Below are 17,531 nucleotides of genomic sequence, written 5' to 3' on the forward strand. Positions count from 1 at the left end.
TCAAGCTTTTTTCAAATCAATCACTGCTTCCTATCTAAACTCACCATGCTTACTATATTTTTGGTCTATCCGAATCTACTAATGGATATGCATCAGCAACATACGCCGGACCTTTTGCCAACATAACGATGCATGCCCCTATCCCTAGAGTGACAATCATCGCTAAATAAAATATTTCTGTGCCTATAACCACGATATCAATCATTTTTTGCTTTTGGGTCGATAGCAGCACTCTAGCTAAAACGCTAGGCTCCCTGATAGCGAGCATCCCTAAAAAAATCAACTGAGGAAGCTCTCGCAAGATTGTGCGCTCAAGACCTGGCTCACAAACCTGATATCCCGGCAATTTTTTCAGAAATCGGCTCATACCTTAGTCTATCCTCATCTTTATATGCTTCGCCAAATAGCCTTTGAAGATCCTTTTAGAGCAGCAATATTGTTTTTAGCTGTTTAAAGTCAATGAGACCCGTTTTTCTCGAAGTCCTACCTTTTGAGTCAATCAAAATCGTTGTGGGTGTCTCCCCATGCCATTGAGGATCAATCTCATATCGTAAGCGCTCATCAAATGGTGCCACCACATAATAATTATTCGCATTATCTAATCCGGCTTTGCTGAGCATTTTTTTGATTACCTCTTGAGAAACATCGTCAACCTGAATAAAAATTATCTTTGTACCTGGGTTATTTTTTATAAACTGTCCCCACTGTGGCATCTCTTTTACACAAGCGGGGCAGGTTACACCCCAAAAATGAACCGCCAGTGGTGCACTCTGTTCAGTCTTAACAATAGCCTTCCAATTCCCAGTTTGATAGGGTTTCAAACTGGCTACATCAGCCACAGCCCATGAAGATATAGAGAGGAGTATCGTCATTAACAGAGATGACCAGAATTGCTTCATTGAGTTCTTCCAATATTTATTAATTGATATCCATCATCCCAAGTTAACCAAGATAAAAATACTGCATCGCCTCGTGATGCCAACAAGGGATGGTCACCATACCCCGCAGTATCGGTTAATAATTTAGGAGCTGACCAAGATTTACCATCATCTGGTGATTCTTTTAAATAGACCGAAGATTTATTGCCATCACATTCTTTCCAAACAAGCCAGACCTGTTGACCAGAGGTAAAAAGATAGGGTCTTGTAACGGTGAGAACTTCGGAGCCCACCCTAATTGGCTTTGAATAGCGCTTACCTTCATTGCTAGAGTTGGCATAAAACACTCCAGCACGCTTGCTGTCTTGGGTGTCCCAAGACACATGGAATTTTCCAGAGCCAGATACTGCAATAGATGGACCATGATGTGGGCAGGCATCTGTTTTCCATTCATCATCAGATATGCGTCGGACAGGCTCAGCACCTTTTGTATTTATTACTTGCGTTGCCTGATCCCGAATGCCCCCTGGGAAGATGGCACGATAAATAATCGTTGGATTAGCCCTGGAATCCAAGCTGGCCCCCAATACGGCAGCATTCACAACTGCTCTCGTTAGCAAACTGCTCGGTTTCAAATGTCTTGCCACTTTCTCGAGAAAAAGAATACGCAATCGAGCCACCCAAACACTTCTCTCCACTTTTTTCGCCTTGGCGACTATTCGTTTATCAATCCACGTAATAAAAATTGAGGCATCTGGCTTGACCAATACCATTGAAAAGCGCTGACTCGATTCGTCATAAACTAACGATTCTGGGATAGAGAATGTTTTTGCTCCATCCGCAGATCGGGCAATATTGATTTGCGCATTCCAGTGGCTTTCTTTGAAAAACGAATGCGCAACAAATGCATTCCCCTGCTTGTCGACCACAATTTGAGGGCGCGCATCGCTGCCAACATCCAGTGATTTTCCATCTGGAGTAAAAAACGGGGTCGCTGCATTTGCGCACTTCAGCCCTCCGCCTTGGCAAACATTTCCAAACTTTGTCTGCATTGCAGAAGCACTAGACAAAGAATGATCCGTTTGCATTGTTGGGGCATTCGCATATGGACTGGGTCTGCCCATTGCGGGTATCCCCAGCAGGGCTGAATAAGTACTGGAGCGAAAGATATGGGTTAGCATTAGAAAATGATACGTGCACCAACAGAAAGTGCTTGTGACATCCCTTGAATATAAGAAGTGTTATTACTACCTGTACCAGGAGTAATATATTGGCGATTCAATAAATTGACTGCAGAAGCGTAAATCATTGTATTTTTGGCCATTTCATAGTTCGCGCGCAAACCCACCACAGATGGTTAGCTTAGTGCTGGTAAAAGCGTAATTAAGATCTGTTGCCCATCGTGAATTAATATCGTGATGAAACTGAAACTCAATACCTTGACTAAAGAGAGTCTGATTATTAGTGTAATAGCTTAAGCTTTGTGCAGAAGCACAAGCACCATACTGGCTAGTTTGACCAGTCCAAGTAGTAGCTCCACATAATTGTTTTGCTAGGGCTTGATCTGTGGCGCTTCGGGTCGAAAGATTGTATGTCGCCACTGCATTCTGAATATAGTTATTAAATGCAGCCAATTGCGCAAAGCCACCCTTCCAGCGATAGTCGGTGCCTACCTCATAACCTGTCATAGTTTCTGGAGTTAAACTTGGATTTGCAAAGCTGTATCCGTTTGAAGATCCATATGAGCGCAAAGTATTATTCATGCCCGGCGCAAAGGCCTGATAAGCTGCAGAACGCAAGTCCCAGTCTTTGATCATGTTATATAGCAATCCCAAAGTAGGGTTTATCTGGGTCTTACTTTGATTTGGTACATTTTGATAGACTGGATTTGTACCGTTAGGGCCAGCGTTATAGTTGGTGGGCGTTTGACTATTCCATTGATCTATACGAGCCGCCAGAGCTATTTCCACAGGAAATAGCTCGGTTTTTGATTTCACCTGCCCCATCAAGCCATAAAATGTTTGCTGGCCTTGAGCATAGTTAATTGTGGAAGAGGTCCCATTATCATTTAAGTTATTCGTTAGATTTGAGCCAGCAATATTTCTGGCATCAACACCAAGGACATATTGATCGATTAATCCAGTCACCTCCTGCCTCAACTGAACTGAGGCGCCAAGGGTGCTTTAGGGATCCTGATAGTTTGCATTGATATAAGGCGTATTTGCTGGAATATTGTTGGATCTCGTTGTAGAAGTGGAGCCGTTTTGCTTATTAAGGCCCGTATTCTCCTAAAAGAAATTCACATCTACTTTTGATTTATCATTCAGCCGAGTACTTGTCCCCTCAGCCACATCTGGCTCTTGCGTAATATTGGTAGCAAAAGTATACCCCGACGATAGGTTGGACATGGTGTGATAACCCACTCGGAAGAAACCATTAGCATCCCTGTATTTTGAAGTTCGAGTTATGCGAAGAAGCGGGACCCTGGCCATTCTTAATACTATTAGGTGATGCTGGCGAAATCGTCGCAATGTTTTTTTGATAACCCTCCGTATTGAAATAATCGGCCGAGAATCTCAACTGGGGACTTTCAGAGGCAATCAAATCCTTTGAAGCCGCAACGTTTGCTGTACCAAATGAACCATAGCTTACAGATGCTTTTTGCTGACTGTTGACTGGGGTTTTGGTCTTGATATTAATAACCCCACCCATGCCATAGTTACCACACAAACTAGAAACACCGCCGCGGATCAATTCAACAGAGTCAATCGCTGACATTGGCACCAAATTCCATTGCACCGTTCTAGAAAATGCATCATTAAGCTGGAACACCATCAATCAATACCAAGGTTCGTGCATTACCAAGGCCACGTACGTTAATACTTTGAGCTGTCGGATCCTGTTGGTAATACGGTGTGTCATTCAAAATAACACTAGGTACATTTTTTAAAATTTGATCAATGGTTTGTTCTGGGGCCACCTCCAACGCCTCTTTAGTAAGAACTGTGGTATTTAAGGGAATTTCATCTAAATGGAGTGCCAGAACGAGTTGCCGTGACAGTAACACTCTTTAATGTTTGATCGTAATCGGGTGGTGAGGCAATTTGCGCATGAACTCCGCCATATAATGAAGCAAATAAGCACCCAATACAAATACTCATTTTTTGTTTTCTCAAACAACACTTACTTCTCCAAACCACTTAGCAGCAACGCAGCAGAAAAACTCGTTGCCAGCTACATAGCTAAGAAGCTATGCCCTAAAAGATTTAGGCTGTTGTTGGTGGTGCAGCTGAGGGAGGGGTTACCCAAACAGCGAGTGGCTTGAGTGCTTTATAGAAAAGCTGGAGTAACAAAGATAAGGCTTGTGGCGCCTCACACTGGAGATTGGTATTAAACGCTGGAGTTATGGCGTGATGGGTGATACAATAGGAGCAATGTTGCGGCTGCTTGCAACCTCTTTTTCATGCATCTGGATATTCATTGTTGCCTTGCTACCATCGGTAACGCATATCTCCATCGCAAAACCTTGACTATGTTTAGCAAGCGAAACCGCTTGAGAAACAGCAGGTGCCATTATGCTGATAGCAATTGCAAAAGCGGCAATCCAGTGAATGAGGCGGTTTTTATGGAAATTCATAATTAGAGATTTTAGCGGAACTTTTTATGCCCATGAAAAAAGGGGCATGCGCCCCTGTTCCCTCTTGAATTGACCCCTTTGAGTCAATTCTGTTTATGCAGCAGCAACTTTCTTCTTACCAATGAACTTTACCGATCAATGGCCAAAACAGCAGCACGAATGCAAGAGATGTAATACCTCCTACCAATGGGTTAGAGAAGAAAAAGCCGCCTAGCAATACCGCTGCTGTTGGTGAACCAGGAATACCCAAAGACAACATTGGGAGGAGCGCCGCTTGTTCCTGCGGCGTGGGCTGCAGTCTCTGGAGCAACAATACCATCCATTTTGCCGGTACCAAACTTGTCGCCTTCTTTGGAAACACGCTTAGCAACACCGTAAGCCATAAATGATGCCGGAGTAGCGCCACTAGGGGTGACACCCATCCAGCAACCAATTAAGCAGCTGCGTAAAGATGTGGCCCAGCATCTTGGCAGATGCTTCCAAGTTTCCCAAACAACCTTACCGCGAATCTTAGCTGCAGCACCTTGGAACGCCAATCCTTCTTCCATGGAGAGAAGAATCTCGCCGATACTAAACAAACCGATAATCGCAATCAGGAAGTCAAAGCCACGCATGAACTCTGGGTTACCAAATGTCAAACGCAATTGACCTGTCACCGTATCCATACCGACCGTTGCCAAAGCAAAGCCGAGCATCATCCCAGAAATCGTTTTAAACGGTGAGCCTTGATTCATGCCCACAAAACTACAGAAGGTCAGCAAGTAACCCGAGAAGAACGTAGCCGGACCAAATTGCAAGGCAAACTTCGCAACCAGCGGTGCCAAGAATGTAATCATCACAATTGCAAAGAATGCGCCAACGAATGAGGATGTGAATGCTGCTGTCAGTGCCTCACCTGCTTTACCATTTCGGGCCATCGGCTACCGTCAAAGGGGGTCGCAACCGACCATGGTTCACCAGGGATGTTGAAGAGCACGGATGTAATCGCACCGCCGAACAACGGGCCCCAGTAAATACAGGAGAGCATGATGATTGCGGACGTAGGCGGCATTGTAAAAGTCAAAGACCACAGAATCGCAATTCCGTTTGCGCCACCAAGACCCGGTAGAACACCAATAATCACGCCAAGTGTTACACCGATAAACATGAGCATTAAATTAAAGGGTGTCATTGCAACGGCAAAGCCGTTGAATAGAGCGCTACTTTCTTCCAACTTGGACTCCTTCTTTTCTAATCTTTTTAATAGTTGTTATTTTTTTATTGCACGCCAATCATCTCAAGCGGATTAATCCATGAGCCATGTGGCAATGGAACCTGGAACCAGTACTAAAACATAAAGTACAGGGCTGCACTCACGCCTACTGAGACTACGACTGTTTTCCAAATTGGATACTTGCCGAGCCATACCATGAAAATTGCGATGTAGAGAGCTGAAGAAACATAAATACCAATTAACTGCACACCTACGACAAAAACAATGGCAGGCAACAAAACCGCCATCACTTGCTTAAGTGGCTCTCTATCAACAAATGATTCTTTTTTCTGTTAACAACAGCTGCTTGATACAAAGTCACTGTACTTGAAAGCAAAATGCTCACACTAATGTAAAAAGGAAAGTATCCAGCCTCAGGACCGTCAATACCCCAGCTTGCACCTAACTTTAAGCTGCCAACCATTACTGTTAGACCAACAGTAAGAAACAAATAAAGCGGTGATGATATCCATCGCCCTCATACTGATTGCTGCATCTTCATTTGTATTGTTTGTATGTGCAGACATTTTTATTTTTTATAAAAGTTAATTAATGCACTTACTTAAAAAATAGGGCCCCACTAATTACATGATCCAAAATATCAAAAATTCGTTTCGCGCCAGCAGCAGCTTTGTACGTATGAGAAACAATCCGACTCATCGAGTCAAGGCGTATATAAAAACGACCGATATATGCCAAGAACGCAATAAAGACGCCGACAGTCACTTTTTGGTAAGCTACTTCTTGCCAAATAAAGCCCCACACTACTAGCAAACCTGTTTCTGTGAGTAGCGTCACTGTTGGAGAAAACAGGCCCCATACGCGATTACCTCGATCATTAATTTGTAAGTTGTCTAAAGCTCGATTGAAGGCGCAATACTTGAGGATGCACCGCCAAGGTAAATTTCCACGACTTGAATAATTTATCGGCTATCTCTAACCGTAAATGCCCTACCCCAGCATGATCGCCATGACCTAGCCTTGTTGAACATCGCTGCAGCTACGGAGAAACTGACGGTTTTTTTAACACGTGTTGAAGAAGGTGCTTGGCCCGCTCACATTCTTGAGTACTTAACTCTTGCACTACAAAATCTGGCTGGCATTCCTGGCGGCTTTGGTAAAGCGTGAGATGTTGACCGTCGAGGCATCTATAAAGTAGTGGTTAGCGCAATTAACGAAGAAGTAACTCTCACCGCCCTGAAATACGCTCGCGACCTCTATCTTGCTTTAGCACAGGACAATAAAGATTGTGTAGCTGAAGTTCAAACCATTATTGAAAATTTACGTGAACTTGGTGATGACCTTCTGCTAGGACTGAGTACTGCCTGAATTGTGAATGCAGTCGAAGAACGCGGCATTCCGTCGATTCGTTTATCAGAAGGTAACTTAATTCAATTGGGTGACGGATCTAAACAACGTCGTATCTGGACTGCTGAGACCGATCAAACCAGCGCGATTGCAGAGACAATCTCTCGAGATAAAGATTTAACTAAGAGTTTATTGCGCAGCGCGGGGGTTCCTACGCCTGAAGGTAGAACGGTTACGAGCCCAGATGACGCCTGGGAGGCAGCGCAGGATATTGACTTACCAGTAGTAGTGCAACCGGTTGCGCATGCATTTAAAATCATCTTACAGCAAAGGCCGCCCTGTAGGCGAAGACACCATTAACATGATGTTCCCCCTCGGCGAAGATGGTCGAATTCCAGTAGTTGCTGTTACCGGAACAAACAGCAAAACAACTACCGTACGTCTCATTTGCTCACCTCATTGGCGAAACAGGTTTACGCGTCGGCATAACAGGTACTGACGGTGTTTATATGAACCATCGTTTAATTGACACTGGCGACTGTAGTGGACCCAAGAGCGCTCGCAACGTATTGATGCACCCTGAGATGTCGATGCTGGCGTGTTGGAAACTGCGCGGGGCGGCTGATTGCCTGAAGGCTTAGGTTTTGACCGCTGCGAAGTGACGCGGTAATCACTAACATTGGCGAATGCGACCACCTGGGCCTGAACTACATTACCAGCGTCGAGGATTTAGCCGCCCTTAAGCGCGTGATCGTACAAAACGTAGCTCCTTACAGGTGCCGCTGTTCTGAACGCTACAGACCCGATGCGATGGTAGCGAAAATGGGTGATAAATGCTCTGGTCGCGTCATCTTCTTTGCACAAAATCAATATCATCCCGTGATTACTGCACATCGCGCTACAAATAAAAAAGTTATTTACTTTGATGGTACTTATATCGTTGCATCAAAGGGCTCACGCGTAATGTATCGCTTCCCTGTCAGTGAAATTCCGCGCACAAAAGATGGTGTTCTTGGTGTTCAGATTGAAAATGCGATGGCTACAATTGGCGCGGCTTAGACCCTTGGCTTAGATGCAGAGAAAATCGCTCGCGATCTGCATAGCTTTGAAAGCGATCTCAATTCTGTTCCGGGCCGTTTTAATCAATTCCAACATAATGGCGCTACAGTCATTGCCGACTATGGCGTATAACCCCGACGCCATGCGCGCCCTCACGAGCGCTGTTGAAGCCATGAAACCTAAGAAGAGTCACGTGGTGATCAGTGAGGCTAGTGATCGTCGTGACAAAGATATTTTCGTGTCATAGAGCCCAGATCTACCGATGAGCTGATGATGAGTGATAGTGCTGTATGCGATCAATCTCTTCTTTAGAGCCCAACATCACCGATACTCGCTCATGTAAATCCGTTGGCTGAAGATCCATGATCAAATCTGTACCGTTGGTAGATGCTCCGCCTGCTTGCTCAACAAGAAAGCTCATAGGATTGGCCTCATACATCAAGCGCAACTTACCAGGCTTATGAGGCTCACGTTGATCCCAAGGGTACATAAAGACTCCACCCCGAGATAATACGCGATGCACATCCGCCACCATAGACGCGATCCAACGCATATTGAAGTCCTTATCACGAGTGCCGCTGACACCAGCCAGACACTCCTCAACATAGCGACGCACTGGATCAGCCCAGTGACGCATATTAGACATATTGATTGCAAACTCTTTGGTGGAATGAGAAATTTTCACCTTATTCTTGATTAATAAGAATGTACCGTTTACCTTATTCAGCGTAAACATCACTACGCCGTCACCAAGAGTCAAAGCCATAGTAGTTTGGGGGCCATAAACTACATAACCAGCTGCAACTTGGTGTCGCCCCGACAGCAGAAAATCAGAGGTTTGTAGTGGCGCATTAGGATCTTGCTTGTTCAGAACCGAGAAGATGGTACCAATAGAGACGTTGACGTCAATGTTCGATGAGCCATCGAGTGGATCAAATAATAGTAAATAGTCACCTGTACCTTGAGCTGGTAATGGAAACTCCATTTCTTCTGAAGCTAAACCTGCTAGAGACTGGCAACTCTGCACACCTTCGATAAGCAAATCATTTGCAATAATGTCGAGCTTTTGCTGCACCTCGCCTTGCACATTACCTGTGCCCGCAGACCCCAATAACCCAATTAATGCGCCCTGCGCTACCTCATGGCTCAGGGTTGCACAGGTCTTCACAACAGCAGTCAGCAATTCCTGCAATCCAGCAGGAACGGACTCGCCTGCAAGTTTTACGGAAGCTAAATATTGCTTGAAATTGATATGGTTACTTGAGGACAAAAGGTTTGCTCCGGAATTTTGTCAAAGCGGTCTATTGGGCTCTATTTTGCCTTGTCATTGAGTTGCGCTAGCTACCAAATGCCTTTCCAATCACCTCTCGCACATCAGGAGAGAGGGTTTGGCATGCGGAAACCCGCTCCAGAGCGGCTTTCATACAATCCTGATAAGGTTGGGCAAATAAACGCCAGCGATCTAGGGCTCTAGCCAAACGTGCGGCAACTTGAGGGTTAATTGGATCCAAGGCCAAGACGCTATCTGCCCAAAACTCATAGCCACCTCCATCAGATTGATGAAAACTCGCTGGATTATTTAAGCAGAATGCATGAATGACACTGTGGACCCGATTCGGGTTGTTTAGCTTGAATGCTGCATGCTCTCGCAGTTTTTTAACTTCTAATAGCGTCGACTCAAGCCCATCTACCGGTGGGCGACTAGATTGCAATCCAAACCACTTATCGATCACTAGAGCATCATTGGCAAAACGATTATAAAAATCTATCAAACAGTCTTGGGCTGCCCTTGATCCATGCACAACCAATGCAGACAGAGCTGCATAGCGATCCGTCATATTGTCAGCGATCTCATATTGATGAGTAGCCATCGGAGTCCAGACAGCAGGGCTAGCCTCAAGCAGCATACTCAACACTAAATTCTTGAGAGCGCGTTTACCTGCATCCACTCCATTGGCTTTGAATGGTCCAGGAGTTTGCATTTGTTGATATAAAGCAGTCCACTCTAATTGGAGCTGGTTGGCAAGCTCGCGACGAAATGCACGACGAGCAGTAAAGATCTTTTGTGGATCTACGCTCTTGCACTGCTCATACAAATAGGATTCAGCTGGCAGCATTAATGCTAGAGCTTTAAAGGCTGGATCTAAAGCAGGATCCAACAGCAAATTACGGTATGCCTGAATCAGTTGCGCGTCTGGCAAGCGACCATTCAAAATCATTTGCATTGCGAATTTCTGGCCGGCCTCCCAACGATTAAACGCGTCATCGTCATTGGAGAATAAAGTTAACAGATCAGCCTCGGACTGTTCAAAATCTAACTGTATTGGTGCAGAAAAATTTCGGTTAATTGAAAGAACAGGACGTTCTGCAATGTTGTCGAAAGTCCAAGTTTGACTTGCTTGGGTCAACTCCAGTAATTGCTCTTGCTGATCATTCGCCCTAGTCAGTAAGCGCATTTTCAATGGAAAATGAAACGGTTTTTTCTCAGGCTGCCCAGGACGCGGCGCACAACTTTGAGTCAACGTTAACTGATATTGTTTCGTAGTTGGATCGTAATGCTCTTGCACTTTCACTCGTGGGGTGCCGGCCTGGCTATACCAATTTGTAAACTGGGTGAGATCTTTGCTATTGGCGTCAGCCATCGCCATTAAGAAGTCATCACAAGTTACCGCCTGACCATCATGACGCTTGAAATAAAGATCCATACCTTTGCGGAAACCCTCTTTACCTAAGAGGGTTTGATACATCCGCACAACCTCAGATCCTTTTTCATAAACAGTAACGGTATAAAAATTATTAATCTCTTGATACTCATCGGGGCGAATCGGATGAGCCATTGGACCTGCATCTTCAGGGAACTGGAGTTGACGTAACAAACGCACATCCTCTATACGCTTGACTGCTCTACCGGACTCGCTGCCCATTTGATCGGCAGAAAATTCCTGATCACGAAATACTGTCAGCCCCTCTTTAAGGGACAACTGGAACCAATCCTGACAAGTCACCCTATTACCAGTCCAGTTATGAAAGTACTCGTGCGCCACAACACTCTCAATATTGGCAAAGTCTGCATCCGTAGCAGTCTCTGGCTGCGCAAGCACAAACTTGGTATTGAAAATATTCAATCCCTTATTCTCCATGGCGCCCATATTGAAATCACTGACCGCAACAATCATGAGACGCTCTAAATCCAGCTCTAAACCAAAACGTCTTTCATCCCAATGAATGGAGGCAATCAGAGAATCCATAGCGTGGCGAGTTTTCTTCAGATCGTGAGGCTCAACCCAAATCTGTAGGAGTTTTTTGGCACCGCTACTAGTGGTAATTGTTTCCTCAATGCACTCCAACTTACCCGCCACTAAGGCAAACAGATAAGAAGGCTTCGGAAATGGATCTTCCCAGGTTGCGCTATGCCAGCCGTTGGGGAGCCTTTCAGTATTCAAGAGGTTGCCGTTAGACAGCAAGACTGGGCACTCTACTTCACGGGCCCGCAATATCACACGATAACGCGCCATCACATCTGGTCGATCCAAAAAGTAAGTAATTTTTCGGAAACCCTCTGCTTCACACTGGGTGAAGAAGTTTCCGTTGGAGACATACAAACCCATGAGAGAGGTATTTCTCTCAGGAACACAAACGCAAATAATTTCTACGACAAATTTTTCTTTACCCTCTTTTGGCAAAGAATGAATTGTGAGAGTTTCGGGCGTTAATTTAAAATGTCGGTATGCCTCGCCATTGATACGTAAGCTCACAAACTCCAACTCATGTCCAACCAAGATCAAAGGAGATCCGGGCTCAAAACTTTTACCTGGTAGAACCTCGATGCGACTCTTGACGATCGTGCGTGCTGGATCTAAAGCAATATCGAGCTCGACCTGATCAAACGTATATACAGGTGGGCGGTATTCGAGCCTACGGAAGCTCTGGGGGAGATCAGTTTTCATAGACCTATTGTAAGTCTTGACTGTCAGACTTGTTGATTGACTTACTACAGTCTAAATTATTAAGCCCAAATGAAGGTGATTGCGACTACCGCATGTACCCATTTAATCGGCATTCGCTTCGTAAATTTTTGCCCGATCCAGACCCGCCGGGGCATGGGCTGACATCATCTCTAATGTGGTGCCAATCGTTACGGCGCACTACGTCTTCATAACGTGCGCCAAGGGCAATTGTGGCAATCTGCGTTTTATCACCCTTCTCCGCCAAAAAGAAGAGGCCTGCTTTCAGCATACATACCTGAAAGGCTTTATAGCCACCTTTGAACCAGCAGCAGCATCAATATGATCTAGTACCAATAGCCATAATCCAATACCTAAGAAGGTTAAACCCAAAATCTAGCCATCACCTCAAGTGATACAAGGGTAGTTAGCCAATGACCGACAAATGCAGCACAGCCATGATTGCAATCATGGCGATAAAGATGCCAGCAATAATCGCTAAAGCTTGCTTCGGATAGCGTGCAGCCAACATCAAGGAGAGTAATTGGGCCTTATCCCCCAATCTCTGCTAAGGCAACCTCTCCAGTAGAAAGAGCCAAAGCTGAAAAATCCATCATAGAAGGTCCGTTAGTTTTGCATTTACTTGCGTAAATTGATTAGAGATCAGATTTTAAATCCTCTCATCTACCGGACCGGTCACACAGAATACTTTTTTAGTATCCCTATTTTATTGGCGCTATGCTACTAATAAGTCCTCGGCTGAAGCAAAATCTAACCCCTGAGCCATTGCTACTGGCTTAGAGGTCAAAATACCTTTATACACGCTTAAACCATTGCGTAGATGATGATCAATCGATAATGCCTGCATCACACCACGATTTGCTAGTGCCTCAACAAATGGATAAGTGGCATTAGTTAAGGCGAACGTGGATGTTCTAGCAACAGCTCCTGGCATATTGGCGACACAATAATGCAATACGCCATCTACGAGAAAGGTGGGGTCTGCATGAGTGGTGGGTTTGGAGGTTTCAAAGCAACCTCCCTGATCAATGGCCACGTCTACAACAACCGATCCTGCCTTCATTTTTTTAATCATCTGATGTGTCACGAGCTTTGGAGCTGCAGCACCTGGCAATAACACCGCCCCAATAACCACATCCGCTTCGCAGACCTCTTGTTCGATCAAGAGGCTATCGGAATAAAACGTTCTCACCCGATTGCCATAGAACATATCAAGCTGACGTAAGCGTTCAATATCACGATCGAAAATACATACATCGGCACCCATACCTACTGCCATCTGTAAAGCATTGCGGCCAACCACCCCACCTCCTAAAATCACTATTTTTGCAGGTGACACTCCTGGTACGCCTGCCATCAGGACCCCTAAACCGCCATTAGTTTTTTCTAGATGAGCTGCAGCTGCCTGAATTGACATTCGCCCAGCTACCTCGCTCATAGGGGCCAATAGCGGTAATGCACCATTCATTGCAGTGACAGTCTCATAGGCAATACAAGTTGCGCCAGACTGAATTAATGCTTGAGTTTGCTTTGGGTCAGGGGCTAAATGCAGATAGGTAAATAGAATTTGATCTTCTCGCAACATTACACATTCTTGTGCCTGAGGCTCTTTCACTTTGACTATCATGTCTGCCTTATGAAATACTTCAGCAGCGCTATTCATTAAGCTGGCGCCAGCAGTCCGATAGGACTCATCACTCAAACCAATCTGCTCGCCCGCTCCACGTTGCACTAAAACAGAGTGACCCTGTTTACACAGCCCGCTCACATTGCCTGGAGTTAAACCAACTCGAAACTCATTATTTTTTACCTCTTGAGGTACACCAATAATCATTGCTATCTCCTATTGATTGAAAGTCACGTTAAGTTGCTGATTTGCGATGTAAGCGCGCGACATAAAACATCACGAGATACACGCCCAATACACACGGTCCTACGATGAGAGCGATCCGCGCATCCTCATGAAAGCCCATCAAAACCACTACTAGAGCAATAAATGCCAGAGCAAACCACGAGGAATAGGGCCACCAAGGGGTGCGATACACTAATTGAGCAACTTGAGATTTAGAAAGGGAATTACGGAATTTCAGCTGTGTAATCAAGATTGCAATCCAAACCATTAAACCAATAAAGGTCACTGCTGCCATCATGTATTGAAATGCTTTTTCAGGTACAAAATAGTTCAGTACCACGCCTGACATACATGCCACTACGGTGCTCATTACTGCACGATGAGGAACACCGTACTTAGACAGCTTGGCAAAGGCTGAGGGTGCATATCCATTGGATGACAGCGAATATAACAAGCGTCCGCCACTAAAGATGCCTGCATTACAAGATGAGAGTGCAGCAGTAATGACAACAAAGTTCACCAGACCTGCAGCTTCACGTAAACCCAATCTCTCAAACATGACGACAAATGGGCTGCCATGCTGGCCTACCTGATTCCAAGGAAAGATCGCCAAGATGACGAAAATAGCGCCCATGTAGAAAATCAGAATGCGCCATGCAAGTGAATCTATTGCCATCGGAATAGTTGTTTGTGGGTTTTCAGCTTCACCAGCAGAGAGGCCAATCATCTCAATGCCAACGTAAGCAAAAAAAACCATCTGAAGAGAGAGCAATATTCCACTAATTCCATTTGGAAAGAAACCTCCGTGCTGCCATAAATTACTTAAACCGATGGGTTGCCAATCATTCGTAAAGCCAAAGAAGATGACCGAACCACCCAAAGCAATCATGGCAATAATGGCGACTACTTTAATCAAGGCAAACCAAAACTCAAACTCACCAAATACCTTAACGGCAATGAGATTGATTAAGCCCATCATCAGAATGGAGGAAAGCGCCCAGATCCACTGAGGTATTTCCGGAAACCAAATGCCCATGTAGATGCCCACGGCAGTAACTTCGGCAATACCCACTACGATCCAATAGGTCCAATATCCCCAGCCCACCATATATCCTGCAAGAGGGCCGACATAGGTATGGGCATACGCCGCAAAAGAACCCGCAACAGGTTCATGGACAGCCATTTCGCCAAGTGTGCGCAAAACAATGAATGCCGCGATACCTGCTAGTAGATATCCCAACAGAATGGATGGACCAGCAAGTTGAATGGCACTCGCTGAGCCAAGGAATAAACCAACACCGATTGTTGACCCCAAAGCCATCAAGCGAATATGTCGTACTTTGAGATGGCGTTTTAAGCCAGCGTGTTCAGTCTGCAAGAGAAACCTCCTTTCGATTTGTCATTGGCGATATACTAACAGAGCAAAGTCTAGGGACTGGTTCTCAGACGAAAACTAGAGGAGAAAAATTACTAAAGTGATTTATTGAAAAAATATATTTAAGAAAATAATGCAATCTCTTTTACAATCAACGCGAGGCGTCGCAATCAATTATTACTGACTGCAAAAGCATCAGTAATTTCTTACAGGGAATCCCCTTAAGCTTTTGATGAGCCTTTTTGAAAAACTACTGTGCTGCGATGAGATTGAGTATTTCTGCAGCGGCAGCCAAACCACATGCTGCCGTTACCATCACGGTAGAGCCGTAACCAGAACAAGCTAAGCCACCGCTAGAGGTACCAGCTCGCGGTTCATGAGAGTAAATTGCGCGGATGCCAATTTTTTTCTTCAGGCTCCGAGAAAAACCGTGATCCTGTCTAAATCCTTGGCGTACTTTTGCCAGCAAAGCATCTTGCTCTGTACGTGAAAGATCATCACAACGAACGGAAATTGGATCTGACTTTCCACCAGTAGCACCACACATTACTAGTGCGCGATTATTTTTCACAGCCCAAACTGATAGGGTAATTTTGGTTTGCACTGAATCTGTTGCATCTAATACCAATGCATTACTCGGAATCAGTCGATCTAGATTATCTGGCTCTAAAAATTCATCACAGGAGGTCAGTTTAATTGCGGGATTAATTTGTAATACCCGTTGGGTCATTGCCTCAACCTTAGCTTTACCGTATTGCCCTTCTATTGCATGCAATTGACGATTCGTATTACTTTCAGCGATGTGATCAAAATCAATCAAGACAAGATGGCCGATGCCAGTTCGTGTCAAAGCTTCAGCAGCCCAAGAACCTACGCCTCCAAGACCTGCAACAACCACTGTCGCATTCAGGAAGCGCTCGCGCAGCTCTGATCCATAGAGTCGTGAAACTCCGCCAAAACGACGCTTTTCTAAGCTTCCCTCTAACTTGTCTTCTGTCATAGCTTATCTTTATACTGAATCAATGGACTCCATTGCACAACTACGCAAAAACTACACCTTTGGCCAACTCTCCGAAACCGAGGTGCCTAAAAATCCTTTTGAGCTTTTTCAACTCTGGTTTGACCAAGCCTTAAAGGCGGAGTGTCCAGAGCCCAACTCAATGACCTTGGCGACAGCGGACCAATCTGGGAATCCATCAGCTCGTTTTGTCTTACTAAAAGGCGCAGATCAAACCGATTTTACATTCTTTACAAATTACGAAAGCAAAAAAGGGCGTGATTTAGCAGTCCGCCCACAAGCCGCTCTCCTCTTTCATTGGCATGAACTCGAGCGTCAAGTCCGCATCCAGGGATTGGTAGAGCGGGTTAGCTTTGCAGAGAGTGATCAATATTTTCACTCCCGACCACCAGCATCCAAACTTGGAGCTTGGGCATCTCCCCAAAGCATGGCCATTCCCAACCGTGAATTTTTAGAAGAAGCGGAGAAACGGTTTCAGGAAGAGTTTGGCGATACGCCACCACGCCCACAGCATTGGTGGTGGCTATCGATTACGCCCAAACGAAATCGAATTTTGGCAAGGTCGCCACTCACGCTTGCATGATCGCATGCACTACAAGCTTGAGGGAAGCGCCTGGCAAGTCAATCGCCTCGCTCCCTAGAAAATTCTCCTGCACTAGGAGAACTGCGGAGCAATGAGTGATTTAAATTTTGCGCGGAATTTAGCCAGCTTGGGCGCTACCACTGCCATGCAATTCCCTTGGAAAGGGTGTGCCTGAATATAATTCTGGTGATAGTCTTCTGCAGGATAAATAGTAGGCGCTGCTTCGATTTGAGTCACAACCGCACTAGAATATATTTTGGAGCCCTCTAATTCCTTTACTACCTCATGCGCAATCTGCATTTGCTCAGTGCTGTGGGTAAACATAACAGAGCGATATTGAGTGCCGTGATCGTTGCCCTGATAATTCAAAGTAGTTGGTCATGTATGACGAAGAAAATTTCCAGTAAGTCTCTGTAAGAAATGGTCTTTGGATCAAATAGGATATCGACAATTTCCGCATGCCCCGATTCACCACTGCAGACAGCCTCATCAGTCGGGCTTGAACTCGCTCCGCCCGCGTATCCAGAAACCACGGATTGTGAACCCCACTAATTTGCTGATAAACCGCCTCTAGATACTGGATCTGAATTAATCGGCAAAAAAG

General features: G+C 45.2%; 15 protein-coding genes and 6 pseudogenes. 2 read left to right on the plus strand and 19 right to left on the minus strand.

The features are described from left to right. Positions 1–52: 52 nt before the first annotated feature. From DXE31_RS00165 to DXE31_RS00210, 11 genes and pseudogenes are all read right to left on the minus strand, one after another. Positions 53–367 carry a hypothetical protein gene (locus DXE31_RS00165; RefSeq protein WP_114697384.1) on the minus strand — a complete coding sequence of 105 codons (315 nt, stop codon included), beginning with the start codon at positions 365–367 and terminating at the stop codon, positions 53–55. A gap of 55 nt (positions 368–422) precedes the next feature. Further along, positions 423–821: a TlpA family protein disulfide reductase gene (locus tag DXE31_RS00170; protein ID WP_162785481.1), complete on the minus strand. Its 399-nt coding sequence runs from the start codon at positions 819–821 to the stop codon at positions 423–425. A gap of 74 nt (positions 822–895) precedes the next feature. Beyond that, positions 896–2,059, minus strand: coding sequence for a sialidase/neuraminidase family protein (locus DXE31_RS00175; protein ID WP_162785482.1), 1,164 nt, complete (start codon positions 2,057–2,059; stop codon positions 896–898). Continuing rightward, a complete protein-coding gene (locus DXE31_RS09630; protein WP_162785483.1) occupies positions 2,059–2,202 on the minus strand; it encodes a hypothetical protein in 144 nt (47 codons plus the stop codon). Before DXE31_RS09630 ends, DXE31_RS00175 begins: the two co-directional genes overlap by 1 nt. Position 2,203: 1 nt before the next feature. After that, a complete protein-coding gene (locus DXE31_RS00180; RefSeq protein WP_162785484.1) occupies positions 2,204–3,025 on the minus strand; it encodes a TonB-dependent receptor domain-containing protein in 822 nt (273 codons plus the stop codon). 289 nt (positions 3,026–3,314) lie between these two features. Beyond that, positions 3,315–3,656, minus strand: coding sequence for a TonB-dependent receptor (locus DXE31_RS00185; RefSeq protein ID WP_231969206.1), 342 nt, complete (start codon positions 3,654–3,656; stop codon positions 3,315–3,317). 40 nt (positions 3,657–3,696) lie between these two features. Beyond that, entirely contained in the window at positions 3,697–3,945 is a 249-nt protein-coding gene (locus tag DXE31_RS00190; RefSeq protein WP_114697389.1) for a TonB-dependent receptor plug domain-containing protein, read from the minus strand. Positions 3,946–4,281: 336 nt separating this feature from the next. Further along, positions 4,282–4,515 carry a DUF2946 family protein gene (locus tag DXE31_RS09865; RefSeq protein WP_197712060.1) on the minus strand — a complete coding sequence of 78 codons (234 nt, stop codon included), beginning with the start codon at positions 4,513–4,515 and terminating at the stop codon, positions 4,282–4,284. Positions 4,516–4,716: 201 nt separating this feature from the next. Next, a pseudogene (locus DXE31_RS00200) lies at positions 4,717–5,728 on the minus strand (tripartite tricarboxylate transporter permease); the annotation flags it as partial. A gap of 113 nt (positions 5,729–5,841) precedes the next feature. Further along, a pseudogene (locus DXE31_RS00205) lies at positions 5,842–6,045 on the minus strand (tripartite tricarboxylate transporter TctB family protein); the annotation flags it as partial. Positions 6,046–6,346: 301 nt separating this feature from the next. Beyond that, positions 6,347–6,619, minus strand: a pseudogene (locus tag DXE31_RS00210) (cyanophycin metabolism-associated ABC transporter); the annotation flags it as partial. Positions 6,620–6,741: 122 nt separating this feature from the next. Here DXE31_RS00210 and DXE31_RS13085 point away from each other — a divergent pair. Next, positions 6,742–8,005, plus strand: a pseudogene (locus tag DXE31_RS13085) (cyanophycin synthetase family protein); the annotation flags it as partial. A gap of 385 nt (positions 8,006–8,390) precedes the next feature. Here the strand turns inward: DXE31_RS13085 and DXE31_RS00235 are convergent. From DXE31_RS00235 to DXE31_RS00260, 7 genes are all read right to left on the minus strand, one after another. Further along, positions 8,391–9,404, minus strand: coding sequence for a class 1 fructose-bisphosphatase (locus DXE31_RS00235; RefSeq protein ID WP_415077781.1), 1,014 nt, complete (start codon positions 9,402–9,404; stop codon positions 8,391–8,393). A 67-nt stretch (positions 9,405–9,471) separates the two neighbouring features. Then, a complete protein-coding gene (gene pepN / locus DXE31_RS00240; protein WP_114697394.1) occupies positions 9,472–12,081 on the minus strand; it encodes an aminopeptidase N in 2,610 nt (869 codons plus the stop codon). A gap of 85 nt (positions 12,082–12,166) precedes the next feature. Then, positions 12,167–12,370 carry a TMEM165/GDT1 family protein gene (locus tag DXE31_RS12235; RefSeq protein WP_331851963.1) on the minus strand — a complete coding sequence of 68 codons (204 nt, stop codon included), beginning with the start codon at positions 12,368–12,370 and terminating at the stop codon, positions 12,167–12,169. Positions 12,371–12,505: 135 nt separating this feature from the next. Continuing rightward, the gene (locus tag DXE31_RS10710) at positions 12,506–12,640 is read right to left on the minus strand and encodes a TMEM165/GDT1 family protein (protein ID WP_231969208.1); all 135 of its coding nucleotides are present in this window, start codon (positions 12,638–12,640) and stop codon (positions 12,506–12,508) included. Between the two features lie 174 nt (positions 12,641–12,814). Beyond that, a complete protein-coding gene (gene ald / locus DXE31_RS00250) occupies positions 12,815–13,933 on the minus strand; it encodes an alanine dehydrogenase (protein WP_114697395.1) in 1,119 nt (372 codons plus the stop codon). A 28-nt stretch (positions 13,934–13,961) separates the two neighbouring features. Next, positions 13,962–15,329, minus strand: a complete 1,368-nt coding sequence (locus tag DXE31_RS00255) for an amino acid permease (RefSeq protein ID WP_114697396.1) — start codon at positions 15,327–15,329, stop codon at positions 13,962–13,964. A 247-nt stretch (positions 15,330–15,576) separates the two neighbouring features. Continuing rightward, positions 15,577–16,326, minus strand: a complete 750-nt coding sequence (locus tag DXE31_RS00260) for a tRNA threonylcarbamoyladenosine dehydratase (protein WP_114697397.1) — start codon at positions 16,324–16,326, stop codon at positions 15,577–15,579. Positions 16,327–16,348: 22 nt separating this feature from the next. Here DXE31_RS00260 and pdxH point away from each other — a divergent pair. Further along, positions 16,349–16,985, plus strand: a pseudogene (gene pdxH, locus DXE31_RS00265) (pyridoxamine 5'-phosphate oxidase). Positions 16,986–16,999: 14 nt separating this feature from the next. Here the strand turns inward: pdxH and msrA are convergent. Next, positions 17,000–17,516: pseudogene (gene msrA, locus DXE31_RS12575) on the minus strand (peptide-methionine (S)-S-oxide reductase MsrA). Between the last annotated feature and the right edge of the window lie 15 nt (positions 17,517–17,531).

This window comes from Polynucleobacter necessarius (genome assembly GCF_900095185.1).
Lineage (GTDB): Bacteria > Pseudomonadota > Gammaproteobacteria > Burkholderiales > Burkholderiaceae > Polynucleobacter.

Bases quoted from the DNA above. Each gene is read 5' to 3' on its own strand.
- DXE31_RS00165 (WP_114697384.1), bottom strand. From the start codon at position 367: ATGAGCCGATTTCTGAAAAAATTGCCGGGATATCAGGTTTGTGAGCCA.
- DXE31_RS00175 (WP_162785482.1), bottom strand. From the start codon at position 2,059: ATGCTAACCCATATCTTTCGCTCCAGTACTTATTCAGCCCTGCTGGGG.
- DXE31_RS09630 (WP_162785483.1), bottom strand. From the start codon at position 2,202: ATGGCCAAAAATACAATGATTTACGCTTCTGCAGTCAATTTATTGAAT.
- DXE31_RS00185 (WP_231969206.1), bottom strand. From the start codon at position 3,656: ATGTCAGCGATTGACTCTGTTGAATTGATCCGCGGCGGTGTTTCTAGT.
- DXE31_RS09865 (WP_197712060.1), bottom strand. From the start codon at position 4,515: ATGAATTTCCATAAAAACCGCCTCATTCACTGGATTGCCGCTTTTGCA.
- pepN (WP_114697394.1), bottom strand. From the start codon at position 12,081: ATGAAAACTGATCTCCCCCAGAGCTTCCGTAGGCTCGAATACCGCCCA.
- DXE31_RS12235 (WP_331851963.1), bottom strand. From the start codon at position 12,370: ATGCTGAAAGCAGGCCTCTTCTTTTTGGCGGAGAAGGGTGATAAAACG.
- ald (WP_114697395.1), bottom strand. From the start codon at position 13,933: ATGATTATTGGTGTACCTCAAGAGGTAAAAAATAATGAGTTTCGAGTT.
- DXE31_RS00260 (WP_114697397.1), bottom strand. From the start codon at position 16,326: ATGACAGAAGACAAGTTAGAGGGAAGCTTAGAAAAGCGTCGTTTTGGC.